At 41.3% G+C, this 18,218-nt stretch carries 18 protein-coding genes and 2 riboswitches; of the genes, 5 read left to right on the forward strand and 13 right to left on the reverse strand.

Going from position 1 to position 18,218, the window contains the following annotated elements:
* Nucleotides 1-687: 687 nt before the first annotated feature.
* Genes RMX89_RS03950 through RMX89_RS03960 form a run of 3 tightly spaced genes read left to right on the forward strand, consistent with a single transcriptional unit; the run spans nt 688 to nt 1,399 of the window.
* A complete protein-coding gene (locus tag RMX89_RS03950) occupies nt 688-891 on the forward strand; it encodes a high light inducible protein (protein ID WP_322672723.1) in 204 nt (67 codons plus the stop codon).
* A gap of 41 nt (nt 892-932) precedes the next feature.
* On the forward strand, nt 933-1,145 hold the full coding sequence (locus RMX89_RS03955; RefSeq protein WP_322672724.1) for a high light inducible protein: 213 nt from the start codon (nt 933-935) through the stop codon (nt 1,143-1,145).
* Nucleotides 1,146-1,186: 41 nt separating this feature from the next.
* Nucleotides 1,187-1,399 (forward strand): high light inducible protein, encoded by a 213-nt coding sequence (locus RMX89_RS03960; protein ID WP_322672725.1) that lies wholly within the window; start codon nt 1,187-1,189, stop codon nt 1,397-1,399.
* A 335-nt stretch (nt 1,400-1,734) separates the two neighbouring features.
* On the opposite strand, the gene RMX89_RS03965 is transcribed toward RMX89_RS03960, so the two are convergent.
* The 4 genes from RMX89_RS03965 to ntrB form a co-directional block, all read right to left on the reverse strand.
* The gene (locus RMX89_RS03965; protein WP_322672769.1) at nt 1,735-2,355 is read right to left on the reverse strand and encodes a universal stress protein; all 621 of its coding nucleotides are present in this window, start codon (nt 2,353-2,355) and stop codon (nt 1,735-1,737) included.
* Nucleotides 2,356-2,558: 203 nt separating this feature from the next.
* Nucleotides 2,559-2,747: riboswitch (cyclic di-AMP (ydaO/yuaA leader) on the reverse strand.
* A gap of 37 nt (nt 2,748-2,784) precedes the next feature.
* Entirely contained in the window at nt 2,785-3,621 is an 837-nt protein-coding gene (locus RMX89_RS03970; protein WP_322688032.1) for a nitrate ABC transporter ATP-binding protein, read from the reverse strand.
* Nucleotides 3,622-3,671: 50 nt separating this feature from the next.
* Nucleotides 3,672-5,114: an ABC transporter substrate-binding protein gene (locus tag RMX89_RS03975; protein WP_322687999.1), complete on the reverse strand. Its 1,443-nt coding sequence runs from the start codon at nt 5,112-5,114 to the stop codon at nt 3,672-3,674.
* An 87-nt stretch (nt 5,115-5,201) separates the two neighbouring features.
* On the reverse strand, nt 5,202-6,053 hold the full coding sequence (gene ntrB, locus RMX89_RS03980) for a nitrate ABC transporter permease (protein WP_322672727.1): 852 nt from the start codon (nt 6,051-6,053) through the stop codon (nt 5,202-5,204).
* A 97-nt stretch (nt 6,054-6,150) separates the two neighbouring features.
* A riboswitch (cyclic di-AMP (ydaO/yuaA leader) is annotated at nt 6,151-6,379 on the reverse strand.
* Nucleotides 6,380-6,795: 416 nt separating this feature from the next.
* Between ntrB and RMX89_RS03985 the strand changes: the two genes are divergently transcribed.
* Complete coding sequence (locus RMX89_RS03985) at nt 6,796-7,986, forward strand: HAMP domain-containing sensor histidine kinase (RefSeq protein ID WP_322672728.1); 1,191 nt, start codon at nt 6,796-6,798, stop codon at nt 7,984-7,986.
* 123 nt (nt 7,987-8,109) lie between these two features.
* On the opposite strand, the gene RMX89_RS03990 is transcribed toward RMX89_RS03985, so the two are convergent.
* Nucleotides 8,110-9,420, reverse strand: a complete 1,311-nt coding sequence (locus tag RMX89_RS03990; protein ID WP_322688033.1) for an aminopeptidase P N-terminal domain-containing protein — start codon at nt 9,418-9,420, stop codon at nt 8,110-8,112.
* A 734-nt stretch (nt 9,421-10,154) separates the two neighbouring features.
* On the opposite strand from RMX89_RS03990, the gene RMX89_RS03995 reads away from it, so the two are divergent.
* A complete protein-coding gene (locus tag RMX89_RS03995; RefSeq protein ID WP_322688000.1) occupies nt 10,155-11,396 on the forward strand; it encodes a VCBS repeat-containing protein in 1,242 nt (413 codons plus the stop codon).
* Nucleotides 11,397-11,529: 133 nt separating this feature from the next.
* Here RMX89_RS03995 and RMX89_RS04000 read toward each other — a convergent pair whose 3' ends face one another.
* The 8 genes from RMX89_RS04000 to RMX89_RS04035 all read right to left on the reverse strand — a co-directional run bounded on the left by RMX89_RS04000 (nt 11,530) and on the right by RMX89_RS04035 (nt 18,004).
* Entirely contained in the window at nt 11,530-12,297 is a 768-nt protein-coding gene (locus RMX89_RS04000) for an MBL fold metallo-hydrolase (RefSeq protein ID WP_322688001.1), read from the reverse strand.
* A gap of 3 nt (nt 12,298-12,300) precedes the next feature.
* Nucleotides 12,301-12,900 carry an aminodeoxychorismate/anthranilate synthase component II gene (locus RMX89_RS04005; protein ID WP_322686002.1) on the reverse strand — a complete coding sequence of 200 codons (600 nt, stop codon included), beginning with the start codon at nt 12,898-12,900 and terminating at the stop codon, nt 12,301-12,303.
* Between the two features lie 294 nt (nt 12,901-13,194).
* Entirely contained in the window at nt 13,195-13,650 is a 456-nt protein-coding gene (locus RMX89_RS04010) for a diacylglycerol kinase family protein (RefSeq protein WP_322688002.1), read from the reverse strand.
* 153 nt (nt 13,651-13,803) lie between these two features.
* Nucleotides 13,804-14,331, reverse strand: a complete 528-nt coding sequence (gene ybeY, locus RMX89_RS04015; RefSeq protein WP_322688034.1) for an rRNA maturation RNase YbeY — start codon at nt 14,329-14,331, stop codon at nt 13,804-13,806.
* 124 nt (nt 14,332-14,455) lie between these two features.
* Nucleotides 14,456-14,611, reverse strand: a complete 156-nt coding sequence (locus RMX89_RS04020; protein WP_322688003.1) for a DUF3285 domain-containing protein — start codon at nt 14,609-14,611, stop codon at nt 14,456-14,458.
* Nucleotides 14,612-14,741: 130 nt separating this feature from the next.
* Nucleotides 14,742-15,864, reverse strand: a protein-coding gene (prfB, locus tag RMX89_RS04025; RefSeq protein ID WP_322688004.1) for a peptide chain release factor 2 whose coding sequence is annotated in 2 segments (ribosomal slippage) — nt 14,742-15,791 and nt 15,793-15,864 — 1,122 coding nt in all. Because the reading frame shifts where the segments join, the coding sequence is not laid out codon by codon here.
* Between the two features lie 127 nt (nt 15,865-15,991).
* Nucleotides 15,992-17,144 (reverse strand): PCRF domain-containing protein gene (locus tag RMX89_RS04030; protein WP_322688005.1). Its coding sequence is split into 2 segments (ribosomal slippage): nt 15,992-17,068 and nt 17,070-17,144, totalling 1,152 coding nucleotides; the frame shifts between segments, so codons are not numbered across the junction.
* A gap of 131 nt (nt 17,145-17,275) precedes the next feature.
* Nucleotides 17,276-18,004 (reverse strand): Bax inhibitor-1 family protein, encoded by a 729-nt coding sequence (locus RMX89_RS04035; RefSeq protein ID WP_322688006.1) that lies wholly within the window; start codon nt 18,002-18,004, stop codon nt 17,276-17,278.
* Between the last annotated feature and the right edge of the window lie 214 nt (nt 18,005-18,218).

Here is an 18,218-nt window from a genome sequence, read left to right on the forward strand (position 1 = left end):
ATTAAGAATTTCTTGAGAAGCAACTCTTAGTATTTATTATGTTTGTACCTATGGCAATACCTAACTCTTTAGATCACAATCGTAGAATTTACGTCTTTAAAGCATCTCTCCAAAGGCTGAAACCCTCATACAGCGAAAGATATAACTTTTGTTATCTCTTGGTAAAGAACATAATTCAATGGCAAGCAATCTTACTTAATTTACTGCTAATTTTAATTTTAATTGTTTAATTTATAGTGAGTAACTCTATTTTAAAAATAGTTTGCTTTCAAATAGTTTAGATTTATTTCAATATCTGTTTTTATCACCCTCTCTAGGTGGATTTATTTATAATAATACGTTTAAGCATCGGTCAGAAGAAGTGCTTGTCTTTTGTGTCTATAGACAGAAAGCATTCTAGTTATTAATAGCTACATTAAAGTTAACAAACGAATTGTTGAGGGCAAGGAAATGGCAACTCCTTTTTCTAGAGATTTGCTAATAATGTCAACAGAATATAATAGTTGCGATCGCAATGATTTTCTGTTTTATTAGACTCCTCAAGCCTCAATTTTAAACGGTCGTTTTGCAATGATTGGCTTTCTTGCCTATTTAATTTGGGATTTAGTTGGCTATAAAGTTTTGTACTTGATTGGTTACGAGAGCATTTAAAGAATAAAAACCAACTTGATTAGGAAGGAAAAAACAATGAAAACTCGTCCCTCTACTGATTTACCAGCTGTTGCACCGGAATACAACGGTATAGACCGGAATGCATTTTTGTTTGGTTGGACTCCTCAAGCCGAAATTTGGAATGGTCGCTTGGCAGCTATTGGTTTCCTTGCTTATTTGCTTTGGGATTTAGCTGGTTATAGCGTCTTGCGTGACGTTTTACATTTGATTAGCTACTAGAAACTAAACACCTAAAAAACTATTAAATTTTGGAGAAAAAAATGGCAACTCAAGAAACTCGTCCCTCTACTGATTTACCAGCTGTTGCACCGGAATACAACGGTATAGACCGGAATGCATTTTTGTTTGGTTGGACTCCTCAAGCCGAAATTTGGAATGGTCGCTTGGCAGCTATTGGTTTCCTTGCTTATTTGCTTTGGGATTTAGCTGGTTATAGCGTCTTGCGTGACGTTTTACATTTGATTAGCTACTAGAAACTAAACACCTAAAAAACTATTAAATTTTGGAGAAAAAAATGGCAACTCAAGAAACTCGTCCCTCTACTGATTTACCAGCTGTTGCACCGGAATACAACGGTATAGACCGGAATGCATTTTTGTTTGGTTGGACTCCTCAAGCCGAAATTTGGAATGGTCGCTTGGCAGCTATTGGTTTCCTTGCTTATTTGCTTTGGGATTTAGCTGGTTATAGTGTCCTGCGCGACGTTTTACATCTGATTGGCTACTAGTCGTCTGCTACAAGCATTATGATAGGTTAAGATATGTTTGTAGTAAGCACTTAAGTGCTTATAGCGCTTCCCATTCAGAGACGGTACAATATTGCACCAATTTGGCAAATTTACCAAGATTGTTAATTCGTAGGTTGGGTTGAGTAACAAAACCCAACCTATACATTTTTATTTTTTAGCCTTAGCAGTATTGCATTGGCTTCTACAAATGCTTGCCAGTTTTCCACATACGACCTTTGAAAGTTTATTTATTGTGTAGCAAAAAAGTCACTTACAAGTAGGTGACTTTTCTCCGATCAAAATTTGACAAAAATTACTGAAATTTTAAAGAGTGATTATTCATCAATACTACTGGGAATACCCAAAACAGCACAGGGAAATTTAGAACCTAGTGCTTCAATCATTGGATGATTGACAGAGTTGCAACCTAGAAACAGAATATCAGCCGCTTCTGATTCAACAACTTTGCGAAGTTCTGTAGAAATGCAGCCAAATCGCAAATGAGATTTGAAAGAACCCTGCCATTCTTCAGCCAAACTTCGGGCTTGCCAGAGAATTATATCTGCTTGTTGTAGAGGAGCGATCGCTGTCTGTAATTTAGGTTGAGTTAATACCTGTGTGACAGACTTTGATACTTCACTAACTTCACATTCTAATGAAGATTGTTGTTGGGGAAAACTCAAGATATTTGAATACTGATTGCTTTGATTATCTTCTACTACATAAACGGCTTGAACTGTAACTTCTGTATTGGTGGCCAAACGCGTTTGATGGGCAACCCAAAAGGCAATATCTAATGCCGTATGACTGTTGGGAGATGCATCATAAGCAACAATTAAATTAACTGCTTTCGCCTTTTGAAGTTTTTTAGAAAAAGGTTTTTTTGGTTCTGGCAGTAGTACCATTTGTTCGATTAAATCATCTCGGCCTGTGGCACTTTGCAGACGTGCTAACATTGGCTTTATTTGCACAGCTTTACTTCTCCTAATGAAATGAATTAGCAATGAGAAGCAGGGCGACCAATTTTAGATTTTGGACTTCGGCTAGGTTCAGTCGAAGGATTTTGGATCTTAGATTGAGTGATGATAACCAAAATTTCAAATCTTAAAATTAGTCAAGGAAACCCCAATAATAACTGTATTACAGCCAAGGTCTTGGGGGTTCCTTCCATTGCCTACGGAGTTAGCTGACGGGCTAAGACTGGAAGGTGTCTCTCTCTTAGAAGTGCTGAGTGCTAAGTGCTGAGTTAATATTAATAATTCTTAACTTCTGACTCTTAACTCCTCATTTTCTATGAGATACGCCCCACAATATGGTTCCTCCGTTCCAAATTCAGCTTTCATGGATTTGAATTAGGCTACCCACTAAAAAAATGATAATCTAATTTACTCGTCTTGGGCAAAATATCGATCGAGGAAATTTAGGGCGTGGTTGCGGAGTTCAAAATACTCTTTTGAGTTTCGCATGGCGGCGCGATCGCGCGGATGCTCAAAAGGAACTTCTAAAATCTCCCCGATATTAGCAGCTGGGCCATTGGTCATCAAAACGATGCGATCGGACATATAAATTGCTTCGTCTACATCGTGGGTAATCATCATCACTGCTTGACGATTATTTTCCCAAATATCCAATACCTGCCGTTGCAATTTGCCACGAGTTAGTGCATCTAGTGCCCCAAAAGGTTCATCCATCAGCAACATTTTGGGACGAATTGCTAAGGCTCTGGCAATACCTACTCGTTGTTTCATACCTCCAGAAATTTCATCAGGATATTTGTCAGCCGCCGCCGTCAAGTTTACCATTGCCAAGTGTTCATTTACAATGCTAATTTTCTCGGCACGATTAGCATTTTTTAGCACTTCATCTACGGCTAAACGGATATTTTCTCGCACTGTTAACCAAGGTAACAGAGAATAGTTCTGAAATACCATCATCCTTTCGGCTCCTGGCTGACGAATTTCTTTCCCATCTAGCCTGACTGAGCCGGAAGTGGCTTTTTCTAAACCAGCTACTATTTTGATTAGAGTTGATTTCCCACAACCTGAGTGACCAATTACAGAAATATATTCATCTTCATCAATCGTTAAATTAACTTTATCTAAAACGACAAAATTATCTTTATCAGGTGTCGGATAAGACTTGACTAAATTTTCAATTTCTAAAAATCCAGCGCGGGGCAGAACTTCGGTCTGGGTATTAATAGGTAATGAGGTATATTCCATCATCAAAGGCTCCGGAAACAATTTAGTCAATCAATATTTGAACTTGGGATTTAAGACATGAAAAAACGAGTGTGAGCGTTAGCCCTGATGGCAAAACTATTCAAATAACCCACCGGATCGCTGGGGTCGAAGCCTTTCTTATCTATAAATACCTCTGGTGGTTCGACCTTGTAATCATCCTTGGGACATTGGATGCCCATTTCCGATGCTATCTCGCGGTATAAATCCGTTCTCCAGCCTTGTCCAGCTAGTTTCTCAGCATTTTTGGGGAATTCCTTGATTTGTCCCCACCGTGCTGCTTGTGTCATCAACCAGAGACTTCTCGATCGCCATAAGAATGTGGAGTGTTCTCCTGGCTGTTTGGGAAGGTTGTCAGGAATATCGAAGAAAATCGTGGTGTCAGCAGCTTTAATGGTGCGGTCTTTGCCATCAAAGCCGCCATAGTTGTAATTGCCGAGAATTGCCGGACTTGTAAACTTCGCAATTGGCGCACCTTTCTTTTTGGGTCTAGCACCCGTAAAGGAACGGTCTGTAAGCAGTTCGGCTACTTCTTGGCGGTTTTCTGCTTTGCTGCAATACTGGCAGGCTTCAATCATCGCCTTGACTAGAGAACGATAGGTTTTGGGATATTTCTCGATGAAAGATTCCATCACGCCCAAAAGTCGATCTGGGTGTCCCAACCAGACTTCTTTACCTTGTGCAAAGGTAAAGCCAATGTTTTCATTACCAGTTATTGCTCGTGTATTCCAAGGTTCTGCAACCATGTAAGCTTGCATTGCCCCAATCCGTACGTTTGTTACCATTTGGGGAGGCGGAACGATAATGATGCGAAACTCTTTAAGCGGATCGACACCTGCGGCGGCGGATAAGTAACGGATAAAGTATTCGTAAATGGAGGAACTTAATACTACTGCCCAAACTCTGTTTTCTGGCGGTTGGTTGTCAAAGTAACCTCGGAAATCGCGCCCAAAGGCTTCTAAAGCGCCATCGCCATATTTTTCTTGATACTCGTACCACGGACGCAGCCCAAAATCCCACATGGCTTTATTCATGGTCATGGCGTTACCGTGGCGATGTATGGTCATCGCTGCACACAATGGGGCGTGGCGTGCGCCTTCGGCACCAATTCTGGCGTTGGTAACTGCACCAGATACTACGGGTGAAGCATCCAGGCGACCAAAAATTACACCGTCGCGGGAGGTGGCCCAACTGGCTTCGCGGTTGAGTGTAACGTTTAAACCATACTTGCGGAAGAAACCTTTTTTCCAGGCGATCGCAAATGGCGCACAATCATTAACGGGAACGTAACCAACTGTAAGATCGGCTTTTTCTAGGTCGCCGCTTTTTACTACTGGTTGCACAGCTAAGGCTTCTTCTGTCAATCCTTTGGCCGATCTATCTCCTGAAATCCCACAAGAGGACAGTGCTATTCCCGCCGTTGTTGCTCCTATTCCCTTGATAATATCTCGTCGAGTCCAGTTAATATTACCCATTCTTGTAGCTCCATTGGTGATTGATTGCTCGCGTTCCAGGCGCAGAGTCTCGCTAAATTTTGCTGTTTTGATCGCAGGCTAATTTTGTTAGTTGGAAGTTTTAGGGCGATGGGTTACTAATTCTTCGATTTTGCCCACGGCATAATCCAGAATTAACCCAGTTACACCAATTACCAACACAGCTAAAAAGACTGAACTCAGGTTTAAGCGACTCCATTCATCCCAGACAAAGAAGCCGATACCAATACCACCTGTGAGCATTTCCACGGCGACGATTACCAGCCAAGCTATGCCTAAACTAATTCGTAAACCTGTAAAAATATACGGCAAACTTGCAGGCCAAATGATTTTTGTAATCCGTCGCCAACGGGGCATTTCTAGCACTCGTGCCACATCTAAATAATCTTTGGGAACGCTAGAAACTCCTAAAGCGGTATTAATAATTGTTGGCCATAAGGAAGTAATAAAGATGACAAAAATGGCTGAAGGATCTGCTAAGTTGAAAATTGCTAAGGCGATGGGTAGCCAAGCTAGGGGCGATACAGGTTTAAAAATTTGAATAATCGGATTAAGCGCTATCATTGCCGGTCTGGACATGCCAATTAGAAACCCCAGAGGAATCGCTACTACCGCACCCAACAAAAAGCCTATTAATACCCGGCGCAGACTTGCGATCAATAGCCAACCAATTCCTAAATTCCCTGGGCCTCGCTGATAGAAAGGATTTAAGATGTAGTCTAAATTAGCGATTAGCGCTTCTGGTGGAGTGGGCATCAATTCATGGTTGGCAAGTGCAACAATCCACCACAACACAATTATTCCCAAGAAGCCTAATACAGGTAAAAAGAAGACATCCCTGACAATAACAGGTTTTGTTTTTTTCCAAGCAGCTTGTCCAGCGATCGCAGCGATCGCAGCCAAATTTAGTTGAAATATCATTTACGACCTCAACAGATTTAAGTGCAGGTACAAAAAATCCGAGCAGTACCAGCCTTGGACACCGATGAGATCGGAACATTATAAAAATGCCGTCTCTTCAGTCTCCTCTCAATGCCTACGAAGTTAGCTGACGGGCTAGGGCTGAGAGATGCCCTTCACAAGAAAGTTATGAGTTATGAGTTATGAGTTATGAATTAAATATTAGTATTAGTAAGTTCCAACTCCTCACTCTCAACTCCTCACTTTCTATGAGATACGCCCCACAATTTGGTTCCTCCGCTCCAGCGTTATGCACTGTGACACGCTGAATTAGGCTGACTTACTCTAATGGATACTAAATTATGCACAATATAACATCGATCCTCAGTAAAAGCCATCTATCTTATGATAATTATTGTTTATTTTAATACTTAAATTAAATGTTAATAACTAGTTAATGGCAACAAATAAGACTTGTGTATCTAGTTATGTTGTGAGTTAACTCCTTGCACAGACAGCTAAACAATATAGTTAAGCAAAGTATCAAAAATATTACGTGCTTGATTAATATTTTTTAATATAAAACGGAATATACTGATAAAATTTTATATACGACTACTTAATTAGCAAACAAAATAACATATATAATCTATTCCTTTTGGTAGGTGAACTAAATTGTTAAATTTGGTAAAAACCCACTGCACTCGCTAAACTAATTGGATATGGAAGTTTACTCATCTATCTCCTAGCTGAATTTAACATAATGGATTTTAGTCAAGTACTGGCTGAAAAAACGGATACCATCGTCGATAAATGGATTTTAGCGGTTCGCAAGGATAGACGGATTGAAAGTGCTGATGACCTATCTTATACAGCCGTAAAGGATCACGTCCCTGATGTTTTGAAAGCTATGGTGACAGTGCTTTCAAAATCTCAAGATAATGATATTCAGTCAATAGTTACTGCCAGTTTTCAGCATGGAGCTATTCGTGCCGAACAAGGCTTTGATGCAGCAGAAATCGCTAGAGAATATCATCTGCTGCGAACAATAATACTTGATGCTCTACAAGCAGATTTATTGGAAGGAACACCTGTAGAGATAATTCGTTCTATGCGTTTGATTGACGCTATCCTAGACGAAGCGATCGCTCGATGTTTCAAGAGTTATGTTGAGGAACGCTTGCGGGAATTACAGCAGTTGCAAGTATCACTAAGGCTCCATAACGAGGAACTCACGCGGTTAATTAGCGCCAATCAAGAGTATCTTTCTCAACTAGCCCACGAATTAAAACATCCTCTAACTTCTATTATTGGTTATTCGGATCTGTTTTTACGCCAACAACGACGAAAGGCTGATATAAAAGACAACTATACGAATTTAGAACATATTGAGCGGGTACTACGCAATGGTAGACAGTTACTCCATTTAATCAATGATGTACTAGAACTTTCCCGCTATGAGGCAGGACAGACAAAAATCCAATTAGCGCTTACCGATGTGCGGGAATTAATCGATAATATCTGTCAAATGTTGGAACCTTTAGCTGCGGGAAAAAATTTACAAATTGTAGTCGATTGCGATCGCATCCCTGAAAAATTAATCACAGATTCGTTTCAGTTGCAACAAATTATTACAAATCTTATTAGTAATGCGATTCGTTATACAGAGTCGGGGACTATTATTATCATGTGTCAGGTGTTGGAGAAGCAGAGATGGGCGATCGCAGTTTCTGACACTGGGATTGGCATTGCACTCGAAAACCAAGCCCAGATATTTGAACCCTACTTTCGCGTCAGTTCTAGCGATCGCCCATATCTTCCTGATAGTACAGGATTGGGATTAGCGATCGTCTCGCGTTTAGTAAAACTATTGCAAGGTCAAATTAACCTAGCCTCACAGGTAGGCGTTGGTTCTACTTTCACCGCAATTTTTCCTTTAGAAGTGGAGTTTTAAAAGTCACGGTTACACAAGCAAAGTCAACCTCCGTGGACTATACAAAATCAAGGGTTTTGTCTGTATAGCCACGATTTCAACGCCAGGGCTTTTCTTAGCGATGATGTCTACCATTCCCATTTTTTATCTTTCGATTTCATCTATTTCTTTGGGAACCCCCGCAGTTAACACCTCATGTCCCCCAGGCGTAACTAATACATCATCCTCAATCCGAATGCCAATCCCAACCCATCGAGGATCGGTCTGTGGCTGGTCTTCTGCTAGTTTGGTATCTGGCACAATATATAGTCCCGGTTCCACTGTCAAAATTTGACCTGGTTGTAAAATTTGTGGTTTGTCTTCACCATGCTGATAAACACCGACATCATGGACATCTAAACCTAACCAATGGCTGGTACGATGCATATAATATGGTTTGTATTTTTCCTCTTCAATTAACTTATCAATTTCACCTTTGAGGATGCCAAGTTCCACTAAACCTTCCGTGAGAACGCGCACTGCTGTATCGTGAACTAACTTGAAGGGATTACCTGGTTGGACTTGAGCGATCGCTTGTTTTTGCGCCTCCAAAACAATCTCATACAATGTCTTTTGTTCTGACGTAAATTTACCCCCAACAGGAAATGTCCGGGTAATATCCGAGTTGTAATAACCATAGGCACAACCAGCATCAATTAGCAGTAATTCTCCATCCTGCATTTGACGATTATTTTCAATGTAATGGAGTACGCAAGCATTGACACCAGATGCCACAATCGAAGGATAAGCAGGCCCCATTCCACCCCGGACTCGAAAGATCCGTTCCATCTCCGCCTGGATTTCGTACTCATAACGTCCCGGTGCGGCGATTTCTTGGGCATAATTGTGGGCTTCAGTTGCGATCGCAGCTGCTTCACGCATCAATTCCAACTCAGCTTCGCTTTTGATCAATCTCATGCTGTTGAGGACAGGGCCAGTATCTTCAATAGCGATCGGCCCAGTACCACGCTTCGGATAAGTCCGCAATAAACTTTGATAATGTTTGAGGATTTGGTCGTTAAAATTGCGATCGCGTCCTAAGTGATAGTAAATCCGGCTGGCTTTTTCTAAATACTGCGGTAACTTTTCATCTAACTCGCTAATGGGGTATGCTTCATCAGCACCATAAATTTCCTTGGCTGCATCTACCCCACAAAGATAACCAGTCCATACTTCTTTTTCGCGATCCTTCGGTTGGACAAACAGCACAAACCGATGTTCTGCGTGATGCGGCGCTAACACTGCTACTGCTTGTGGTTCATTAAAACCAGTCAAGTAAAAAAAATCACTTTCTTGGCGATAAACATACTCGACATCGTTGTGCATCACTGCCATTGGCGCACTGCGAAAAATGGCTGTCCCATCACCTATTTTTGCCATTAATTGCTCGCGACGCTGCCGATATTCTGCTTGCATAGTTGATGTACTTTTAATAGGTATTGTATTCTTTGACACTTTTAGCAACTAACAAATGCACAGATGATGCCTCTTAATAGCTGCTAATCTAAGTTATTCTAACCAATATTTGTTTCCACTCAAGTTATACAGCAGAATACAGAATTCAGGAGTAAAACACACTTTATACCTGGGTAACAGACTTAGCTTGTGTACCTAACCAAAAAAATATATTAGGAATAATGTAGCGATCGCTTCTATCTTAATTAAGTCTGTTTAATTAAACATAAAATAAATTTCTAGTTTGTAGATATATTTTTGATACAACCTTCAAATGTCCAGGACTTACGCAACTGGCATATTATTTTCAGTTCGTAGTGTTCGCGTAGCGTCTCGCAGAGAGGATTTTAATCCTCAAAATAAGGGCTAGAGCCGCTTACTACAAACTACAAATCCGATTTTTTTGTGACACTTGCGTAAGTCCTAATGTCAAAGAAAATAGATAAAATAATCATTTTTATCTATAAATAATCATATAAGCAATTACAAAATATATTTTGCAAATGCTTATATAGAACTTGAAAATTTTAGAATAATAGTTTAAAACAAACAAATATTTATCTTCCAGAAATGACATTAATAAATAAAAAATAGTTATAAAGAAAAATTGAAACCCTAGCAAATGTTATTTCGTTACAGAAAGAGATTACAAAAAAAAGTTAAAAGAATATAACACCCAATAATAAAAATACACCATGCCGGCAAATTCAAATTCCTCACCCTTAGCTTTGAATACATCTCGATTGTTATCAGATTCTTTTGCAAAATCAGAAATCTTGACAACTTCTCTTAAGAGTTTAAATTATGATTTGGGGTTTGGAAATAAGAGTTCTTCAATAGCACTAGAAAGTCAACCGGTAACTGCGCCTGTTAAAACGTCAGCAAATCCCAATCCTAATCCTTACTTAACTAGTGCGGCGATTACTCCTGACTTTAACGGGGATGGTAAAACAGACAAAGTTTGGGTCAATTCTGCAACAGGTGAGATTATCATTCGGTTGATGGATGGCACAAAAGTTATCGAACAGGGTTCTTTGGGTCAATTTGACCTATCCGCCTATGATTACAAAATTGCTGACTTCAATGCTGATGGCAAAACCGACTTCTTATTACGCAATAAGACAACCGGTGAGAATAGTATTGTCTTAATGGATGGCACCAAAGTTGGTAGTGCGGCTGCTCTAAGTAGCGTCGATCCAGCTTGGACTCCTCAGATTGGAGATTTCAACGGCGATCGCAAAACCGATATCTTCTGGCATAATGGCACAACTGGCGAGAATGCTATCTGGGAAATGGATGGCACTACTGTTCTGAATGCAACTGTTCTAGACACTACAAACACAGCACTAACTCCTACAATTGTTGATTTCGACGGCAATGGTAAGAGTGACATCTTCTGGCGCGATCAGACCACCGGCGATAACACAGCTTGGTTTATGGATGGTACGCAAAAGACTGAATTGGCGCTGCAATCACAAGATCCCGCCTGGACTCCTACCCTTGGTGATTTCAACGGCGACTATAAGACTGATATTCTCTGGAGAAACGCTCAAACCGGTGAGAACAAGGTTTGGACGATAAATGGTATTTTAGTCACAGAGGGTGCTTTGGGCACACTTGACTCATCCTGGACTTCCAAAATTGGTGACTTCAACGGTGATGGCAAGACCGATATCTTCTGGCACAATGGCACAACTGGTGAGAACACTGCTTGGTTGATGGATGGCACAACAGTTGCAACTGAAGCTTTCTTACCAGCTAATAACGCGGCCTTGACACCATCTCTTGGCGATTTCAACGGCGATGGCAAGACTGATATCTACTGGCGCGATCAGACAGCAGGTACAGACAACATTTGGACTATAAATGAAACGACAGCAGTTGAGACTCCTATCAGCGATGCAGATAAGCTGACCGGAGAGTGGTATACGTTCTAAAAGTTAGGGGCATGGGGCATTGGGAATTGGGCATTGGGCAGAGGAGAAAGAGGTAATTTTTATTCTTCCCCCTGCCCCCTGCTCCCCTGCTCCCCTGCTCCTCTGCTCCCTGATTCCTTCATTTCCTTACTGCTCAAAACTTGTAGCTCAAAACTTGAATCTCGCCATTCTCCGGCAAATCTTTAGGGCTAATAGAAATACTATCTGCACTGCTACGCCGCACTTTCATACCTTGCATTAAGGTTAGAAAATTATCTAGTGGTGAAAGATCGCATTTAGCAGCATCAGCAGCCTGTGTCCGGTAATGAGTCGGAATCACTAACTTGGGATTTAATACTTGAACAGCCTGCTTTGCTTCCTCAGCATTGTAGGCTTTTGCACTGCCTCCCACTGGAATAAATGCCACATCGGGACGCCCCATCAGGATTTTTTGCTCAATAGAAATAGGTGCAGCAGCCCCGCCTAAGTGTAGGATATTAATTCCGCCTTGCTTCCAACTCCAAGCAGTATTTGAGCCAAACTGCTTACCACCTTTGCGATCGTGGTCTATAGCAATTCCTTGGAATTTAATGCCTTTAAACTCATAAACTCCTGGTTCATAGATCAGTTTTGCATTTCCCGGTAATACATCCACAGCACCTTCGTCAAGCAGTTGGCTGCTAATCAGTACCAAATCTGCTGCAACTTTTGGGGGACGATACTTAGCAGTACAACCGATTGACCGAAATGGATTGACGAGAACTTTCGCACCGCCACCAGTAAAAAGAAAGCAAGTATGACCCAACCACTGAACTGATAAACCGCTAGATTGTGCGTCAGCTTGAGATTCAGAACCCAAGGTAGTAACTAAAGCTGTGGCCAACCCCGCCCCAGCATAGCCCATCAACTGTCGTCGTTTCATTAATTATGCTCTTGACTGTAACTGTTGGAGAAAATTTCGCAATAACTGTTTTCCTGAAGATGTCAGGACACTCTCTGGATGAAACTGGACGCCCTGAATGTGAGGATAGTTCCGGTGTCGCACTCCCATAATGGTGTTATCTTCAACCCAAGCGGTGATTTCTAACACATCTGGGCAAGTCTCACGTTCGATTACCAAACTATGATACCTGGTGGCGGTCAGAGGATTTTCTAATCCCCGGAAAACCCCCACTCCAGTGTGAGACACCTGAGAAGTTTTGCCATGCATCAACTCTGGAGCAGAAATTATTTTACCACCGAACACTTGACCAATGCTTTGATGTCCCAAACAGACACCCAAAATTGGTAACTCTTGTCCTAGCTGTTCAATCAATTCTAAAGAAATGCCGGCATCTTCCGGGCGACCAGGCCCTGGAGAAATAACTACAGCTTCCGGCTTTAATGCCTGAATTTCATCTATGGATATCTTGTCGTTACGAAAAACTTTAATATCATCTGCCGCTGGGAACTCTGATGCCAATTCTCCCAGGTACTGCACTAAGTTATATGTAAAACTATCGTAATTATCGATAACTATAATCAAAGCTTATCATTCCTGGTTTTACGACTGATCAGTTGCAAAAAGCATAGATAAGTATCTCATGCTATTTGTTCATTAGGTGTAAAAATAATGTTGACGTAGACGTGTAAGTATGAAGTGGCTACTCTACGGCCATTTTCTAAAGATTACCAAGTAATCCTTTAGCCAGGATGCTTGGCACGTTGGCGTAGCCCGTCGTAGACATCGCACGATTTAAATTTTAAATATATTCTGCAAAGGGGATTCGGACAGAGTGTGATTCTCTTAATGAGTCACTTAGCGATGCCTAAATCACGTCTACAAAGTCGATATAATTAACCTTACCAGAGGAGGGAGCAATAGCGTACCTGCTACTAGCATCGCTACGAAAGCAGAGACAAGCACTGCACCAGCTGCACAATCTTTAGCAATTTTTGCCAAATCATGGTATGTCTGCTTAACGGTTAAGTCCACAACGGACTCGATCGCTGTATTTAGTAACTCTAATGCTAAAACTAAACCACTAGTTATACCAATTACCGCTATTTCTACCGCTTGTAGATGCAAAAAAACGCTTAAAGCAATAGCTAAAGCACAAACACTTACGTGGATGCGAAAATTACGTTGAGTTTGAAAACTATAGCTGATTCCAGCCCAAGCATATTTAAAACTAATAAATAAATTAGAGGCTACTTTCCAGGAGAATTCCCGTTCGTCAGACACCAGTGTTTGTAACGAGGTAGGCGTTGGTGATGGAGAAATTTTTTGCGACATAGACTTAAAAACACAAGAACAGAGTTGCTACAGTGGGAATATTCGCCGATCTTAATGGCAGAATTAACTTTGAGGCAATCTTTAAGCAATTTTCCACAGAAGTATTATAAAAGTATTACCCAAAATTAACATTAAGAGATACTTTAATTACTGCTATTCCATGTCAATAGCAATACCTATTGCATTCAGCAATCCCACTTGCTGTTTTAACATTCGCTCCAAACTTTTTTCATCAGGATGATCCCAGCCCAACAGATGCAATAAACCGTGAGCAGCTAACCAAGCTAGCTCAGTTGGTAAGCTATGTTCCTGTTGTTGAGCTTGGCGCTGTGCTGTATCTACAGACACAATAATATCACCTAAGTATAATGGGACAGAGGCAAGCATTTCTTTGCTTTGAGGAAAATCCACTTCCAAAGCAGCAAAGGCTAAAACATCTGTCGGCTTATTTTGCTGACGATATTGAGCATTCAGTTCTTGAATTTGCAAGTCATCTGTCAAACGCAGCCCGATTTCATAACTTGGCGCTGGTGGAATCTGAGGGTGAAGTATTTCCAACCAGTGATTAAACCAGTTTTCCCAAGTTTTAGGTGTAATTCGGGCATTAGTCTCGTCAATTTTTACAGATGTTGTCGGGGACAACTCATAAAAATACTCCTCCACATATAGTTCAACTCTCAGGGGCACACAGTCTCCTTGTCTGAGGTTTACGATTTGTCGTTAAGACTGTCTTTTGTCCTTTGTCATTGGTCATCTGTCCTTTTAAATATAATTAATGACTAATGACTAATGACTAATGACTAGTTTAGTGAGTGAGGTAAGCAAGACCAATAAGCAGAGCTAAAAGCCCTACAGCAGTCAATCCAAAATGCTTTAGAGAAGTTCCACCCTTCCGCACCATGTTTCGCATGGCGAGTTTGACATAGCTAGGTTGAGGTTCTGTTGAAGGTGAGTTGCTCATAGTTATTTGTCTACAGACTCTTTTATAACTGTAACAGTTGGTCTGGGATAGAATGGCGATCGCCCATATATTGCTAAGGCGTTTCACACAGAAACGCCTTAGCAATCGGGATGTTATGTAATGAGTGCCTTTATGCCAGAGTGTTTTCTACTAGTTTATTTTCTTGGCGCAGATAAGCTTGAATGAATGTATCAAGTTCACCATTCATCACATCGCCAATCGCTGTTGTTTCCGTGTTTGTACGCAAATCTTTCACCATTTGGTAAGGGTGAAACACATAGTTACGGATTTGGTTTCCCCAGGAGGCTTCTACCATATCGCCACGAATTTCGGCAATTTCTTGGGCGCGTTGCTCTTTGGCTATGACCAACAGCTTTGCTTTGAGGCGATTTAAGGCTTTTTCTTTATTTTGCAGCTGCGATCGCTCTTCTGTACAGCGCACGGCAAGACCCGTGGGCAGGTGAACAATCCGCACTGCTGTTTCTACTTTGTTGACATTTTGCCCACCTTTACCACCAGAGCGGGTTGTGGTGATTTCCAAATCTTTATCTGGAATATCCAATTGCACAGAGTTATCAATCTGCGGCATCACTTCCACCCCGGCAAAACTGGTTTGCCGCTTGCCGTTAGCATTAAAAGGGGAAATCCGCACTAAGCGATGTGTACCCATTTCCGATCGCAAGTAACCATAAGCATAGCGACCAGTAATTTCTAGGGTTGCCGATTTAATTCCGGCTTCATCACCTTCCGACTCTTCAGCTAAAGTTACCTTATAGCCGTGAGCTTCGCCCCAACGGGTGTACATCCGCATCAGCATAAATGCCCAGTCTTGAGCATCTGTGCCACCAGCACCAGCAGTAATTGTCAGTACAGCACCTTCGGCATCATAGGGGCCGGAAAGTAACTGTTGTAACTCCCACTGATCTAGGTCACGATTGAGTTTAGTGATGGTAGATTCAGCTTCTTGGAGTAGTGCCTCATCGGTTTCTAACTCCAACAATTCAACAACTGCCTTAGTATCTTCGAGATTGGCGTGCCAGCGATCGTATTGCTGGAGGTGGGCTTTTAGGTCGTTGAGTTCTTGCAGAGTTTGTTGGGCTTGGGTTTGGTTATCCCAAAATTCTGGTTGAGCTGATATTTTTTCGAGGTCTTGAATTTTGGCTGTCAGTGCAGGTACGTCAAAGATAGTCCTGGGTTTTACCCAGGCGGCCAGACAACGTTTCGATTTCGCGTTTGAGTTCTAGGACATCCATAATGCTTGCTGAATGATAGATAGAGCGCTTTGGATTAAAAAATTGCTCTTTATTCTACTTATGTTTTTTGATTTTAGCTGTAATTGGGCAAATTTTTTCTGCACTACTTAAATCTAAGTTAGAAAAGTTACTTTAAATTATCAAGCGCTTTTTTACTTACTGAAGTAGTGTGATTTAACTGTTGCAGATAGGCTTTGATAAACAAATCGATTTTACCATCTAAAACCTCTGCCGCAGCAGGTGTTTCTACATTGGTACGTAAATCTTTCACCTTGGTGTAAGGATGCAAGATATATTCACGGATAAGCTTGCTGGATAGAGATTTTATCTGTCCGGGTTGAATTTCATCAAGCTGGACATTTTGGGCTAGTGCGTAGGCGTAGCCCGTCGTAGACATCGCAAACAGTTTACTCTTGAGAATAGCCAAGGCTTTCTCTTTGTTTTGCAGCTGGCTACGCTCTTGGTTACAAGATACACTAATCCCAGTCGGAATGTGAACCATCTTTACCCACGTTTCTGTTCGGTTGACATTCCCCCGATGGCGATAAAAAGTAATTTCCAAATCTTTCTCTGGAATCTCAAAATCAATAGACTCATCTAAAATCGGGCTGACTTCTACACTGGCTAGGCAAGTATGCCGTCTGCCATTGCCATGAACAGGAGAAATTCGCTCTATTCTTGCATGAGTTCCTTGTTCCGATCTTAGCCAGCCATAAGCATAACGCCCTGTAATTTCTAGGGTGGCATGTTTGAACCCTCCTAAATCACCTGTTGACTCTTGCACTAGATACACTTTATGGTTATGATTTACTGCCCAACGATGGTATAGCTGTAATAATATAGCTGCCCATTTTTGGGCATCTATACTTCCAACCTCAGCCGTAATTGCCAAGAATGCCCCCTTTTGGTCGCAGGGGCCGGACAGGAATTGTTCTATTTCTACTGTTTCAAGTTCTTTTTGGAGTTGAGTTAGGTTGGTTTGCGCCTCTTGCAATAATTCTTCATCAGCAGATAATTCTAGTAGTTCTAGTGCAGCTTTGATATCTTCTAGAATGAAGTGCGATCGCTGATATTGTTTCTTCTTAGCGTTGAGGAATTCAATTTCTTGAAGTTTCTGATAGTAAGTGACAGAATTATGCCAGAAAGTAGGTTGAGAAATTAATTGATTCAACTCTTGAGTTTTTGCACTCAGTTCTGGGAGGTCAAAGACAGCTTTCAGCCTTGGTCAAGATATTAGACAACCTTTTTACTTCAATTTTGATATTTAAGAGTTCAAGCATAGTTTTGCTCACTTGAGGCTTAACTTATCTATATATCCTACTATTAAAACGATGAAAAACCCGTGGTTGCTAAAAATTCAACCACGGGTTTTATTTTATAAAACTTTACTTGTCTTAGTGCCTACAGACAATTAATCGCGGCCATTGATGGCAATTAGCAACCGCAAGATAAAGACGAACAAGTTGATGTAAGTTAAGTACATCGACAAAGCAGCAGGCAAATATTGGTCATCGCTGTAAGTGCGGGGCAAGATGTAGAAATCGACAACAGAAACCCCAACAAACAGGAATACTCCCAAACCGGAGATGGCAATTTCTAACCAATTTGGCGCGTAAACACCAAACATGGCAAATCCGAATTGGGCAAGACACACAACCACCAAGGCAATGACACCAAGATTGATGGTTTTCGTCAAAGCCATGCCATCTTGTTCAGAAAGATTTGAACCAATTTGACGGGCAGCAATAAAGGTGACACCACAACCAAGGGCAGCTAACCCAATGCCTTGAATGCCAACGCCTTGGGATCTCAAAGCGACAAATACCAAGCCACTGAGAGTATATCCAGACAAGAGGCTGTAGGTTGCCAACAGAGGTAGTGCAAGACCCTTATTACCTTTTTGGGCAACATTTTGGGCAACAAAGAACAAAATTAACTCCAAAATCACCGCACCAATGAAGGTGGGAAAGAATATTTCGGGGTTAGTACGGATAATTCCTAAACCGCCGTAGGTTCCTAATGCGGTTAGCACCAATCCACCACCGACGTAGGGGAGGGCGTTGGCAATCACGTTTGGGCCAACGAGAGCGTGAGATTTAGCCTCACGGATAGCTTCACGAAAATTACTGGTATTGCTCATATTGAAAAACTGTTTTTTAGGAAAACGTTCTGCTTATTCCTATTCTTACCAATCTTTGCCGTTAACGGACAAGGATTTAATATCGTTGCCAAATCTGAAGGGCGGCTTTGTTGTTGAAAATTAGAGTCGTCAGTTTTTGAGGATTTCACAGCATCTTTAGTACTGATAGCATACTCTTTACCCTTGATTGCAACCTATTTTGCGATTAATTCAA

Origin of the sequence: Nostoc sp. DedSLP04 (assembly GCF_034530775.1) — a bacterium.
In the GTDB taxonomy this organism is placed as follows: domain Bacteria; phylum Cyanobacteriota; class Cyanobacteriia; order Cyanobacteriales; family Nostocaceae; genus Nostoc.

What these genes read in the sequence shown, in the direction of transcription:
- RMX89_RS03950 (WP_322672723.1), top strand. Translation starts at nt 688, where the DNA reads ATGAAAACTCGTCCCTCTACTGATTTACCAGCTGTTGCACCGGAATAC.
- RMX89_RS03955 (WP_322672724.1), top strand. Translation starts at nt 933, where the DNA reads ATGGCAACTCAAGAAACTCGTCCCTCTACTGATTTACCAGCTGTTGCA.
- RMX89_RS03960 (WP_322672725.1), top strand. Translation starts at nt 1,187, where the DNA reads ATGGCAACTCAAGAAACTCGTCCCTCTACTGATTTACCAGCTGTTGCA.
- RMX89_RS03965 (WP_322672769.1), bottom strand. Translation starts at nt 2,355, where the DNA reads ATGTTAGCACGTCTGCAAAGTGCCACAGGCCGAGATGATTTAATCGAA.
- RMX89_RS03970 (WP_322688032.1), bottom strand. Translation starts at nt 3,621, where the DNA reads ATGGAATATACCTCATTACCTATTAATACCCAGACCGAAGTTCTGCCC.
- RMX89_RS03975 (WP_322687999.1), bottom strand. Translation starts at nt 5,114, where the DNA reads ATGGGTAATATTAACTGGACTCGACGAGATATTATCAAGGGAATAGGA.
- ntrB (WP_322672727.1), bottom strand. Translation starts at nt 6,053, where the DNA reads ATGATATTTCAACTAAATTTGGCTGCGATCGCTGCGATCGCTGGACAA.
- RMX89_RS03985 (WP_322672728.1), top strand. Translation starts at nt 6,796, where the DNA reads ATGGATTTTAGTCAAGTACTGGCTGAAAAAACGGATACCATCGTCGAT.
- RMX89_RS03990 (WP_322688033.1), bottom strand. Translation starts at nt 9,420, where the DNA reads ATGCAAGCAGAATATCGGCAGCGTCGCGAGCAATTAATGGCAAAAATA.
- RMX89_RS03995 (WP_322688000.1), top strand. Translation starts at nt 10,155, where the DNA reads ATGCCGGCAAATTCAAATTCCTCACCCTTAGCTTTGAATACATCTCGA.
- RMX89_RS04000 (WP_322688001.1), bottom strand. Translation starts at nt 12,297, where the DNA reads ATGAAACGACGACAGTTGATGGGCTATGCTGGGGCGGGGTTGGCCACA.
- RMX89_RS04010 (WP_322688002.1), bottom strand. Translation starts at nt 13,650, where the DNA reads ATGTCGCAAAAAATTTCTCCATCACCAACGCCTACCTCGTTACAAACA.
- RMX89_RS04020 (WP_322688003.1), bottom strand. Translation starts at nt 14,611, where the DNA reads ATGAGCAACTCACCTTCAACAGAACCTCAACCTAGCTATGTCAAACTC.
- RMX89_RS04035 (WP_322688006.1), bottom strand. Translation starts at nt 18,004, where the DNA reads ATGAGCAATACCAGTAATTTTCGTGAAGCTATCCGTGAGGCTAAATCT.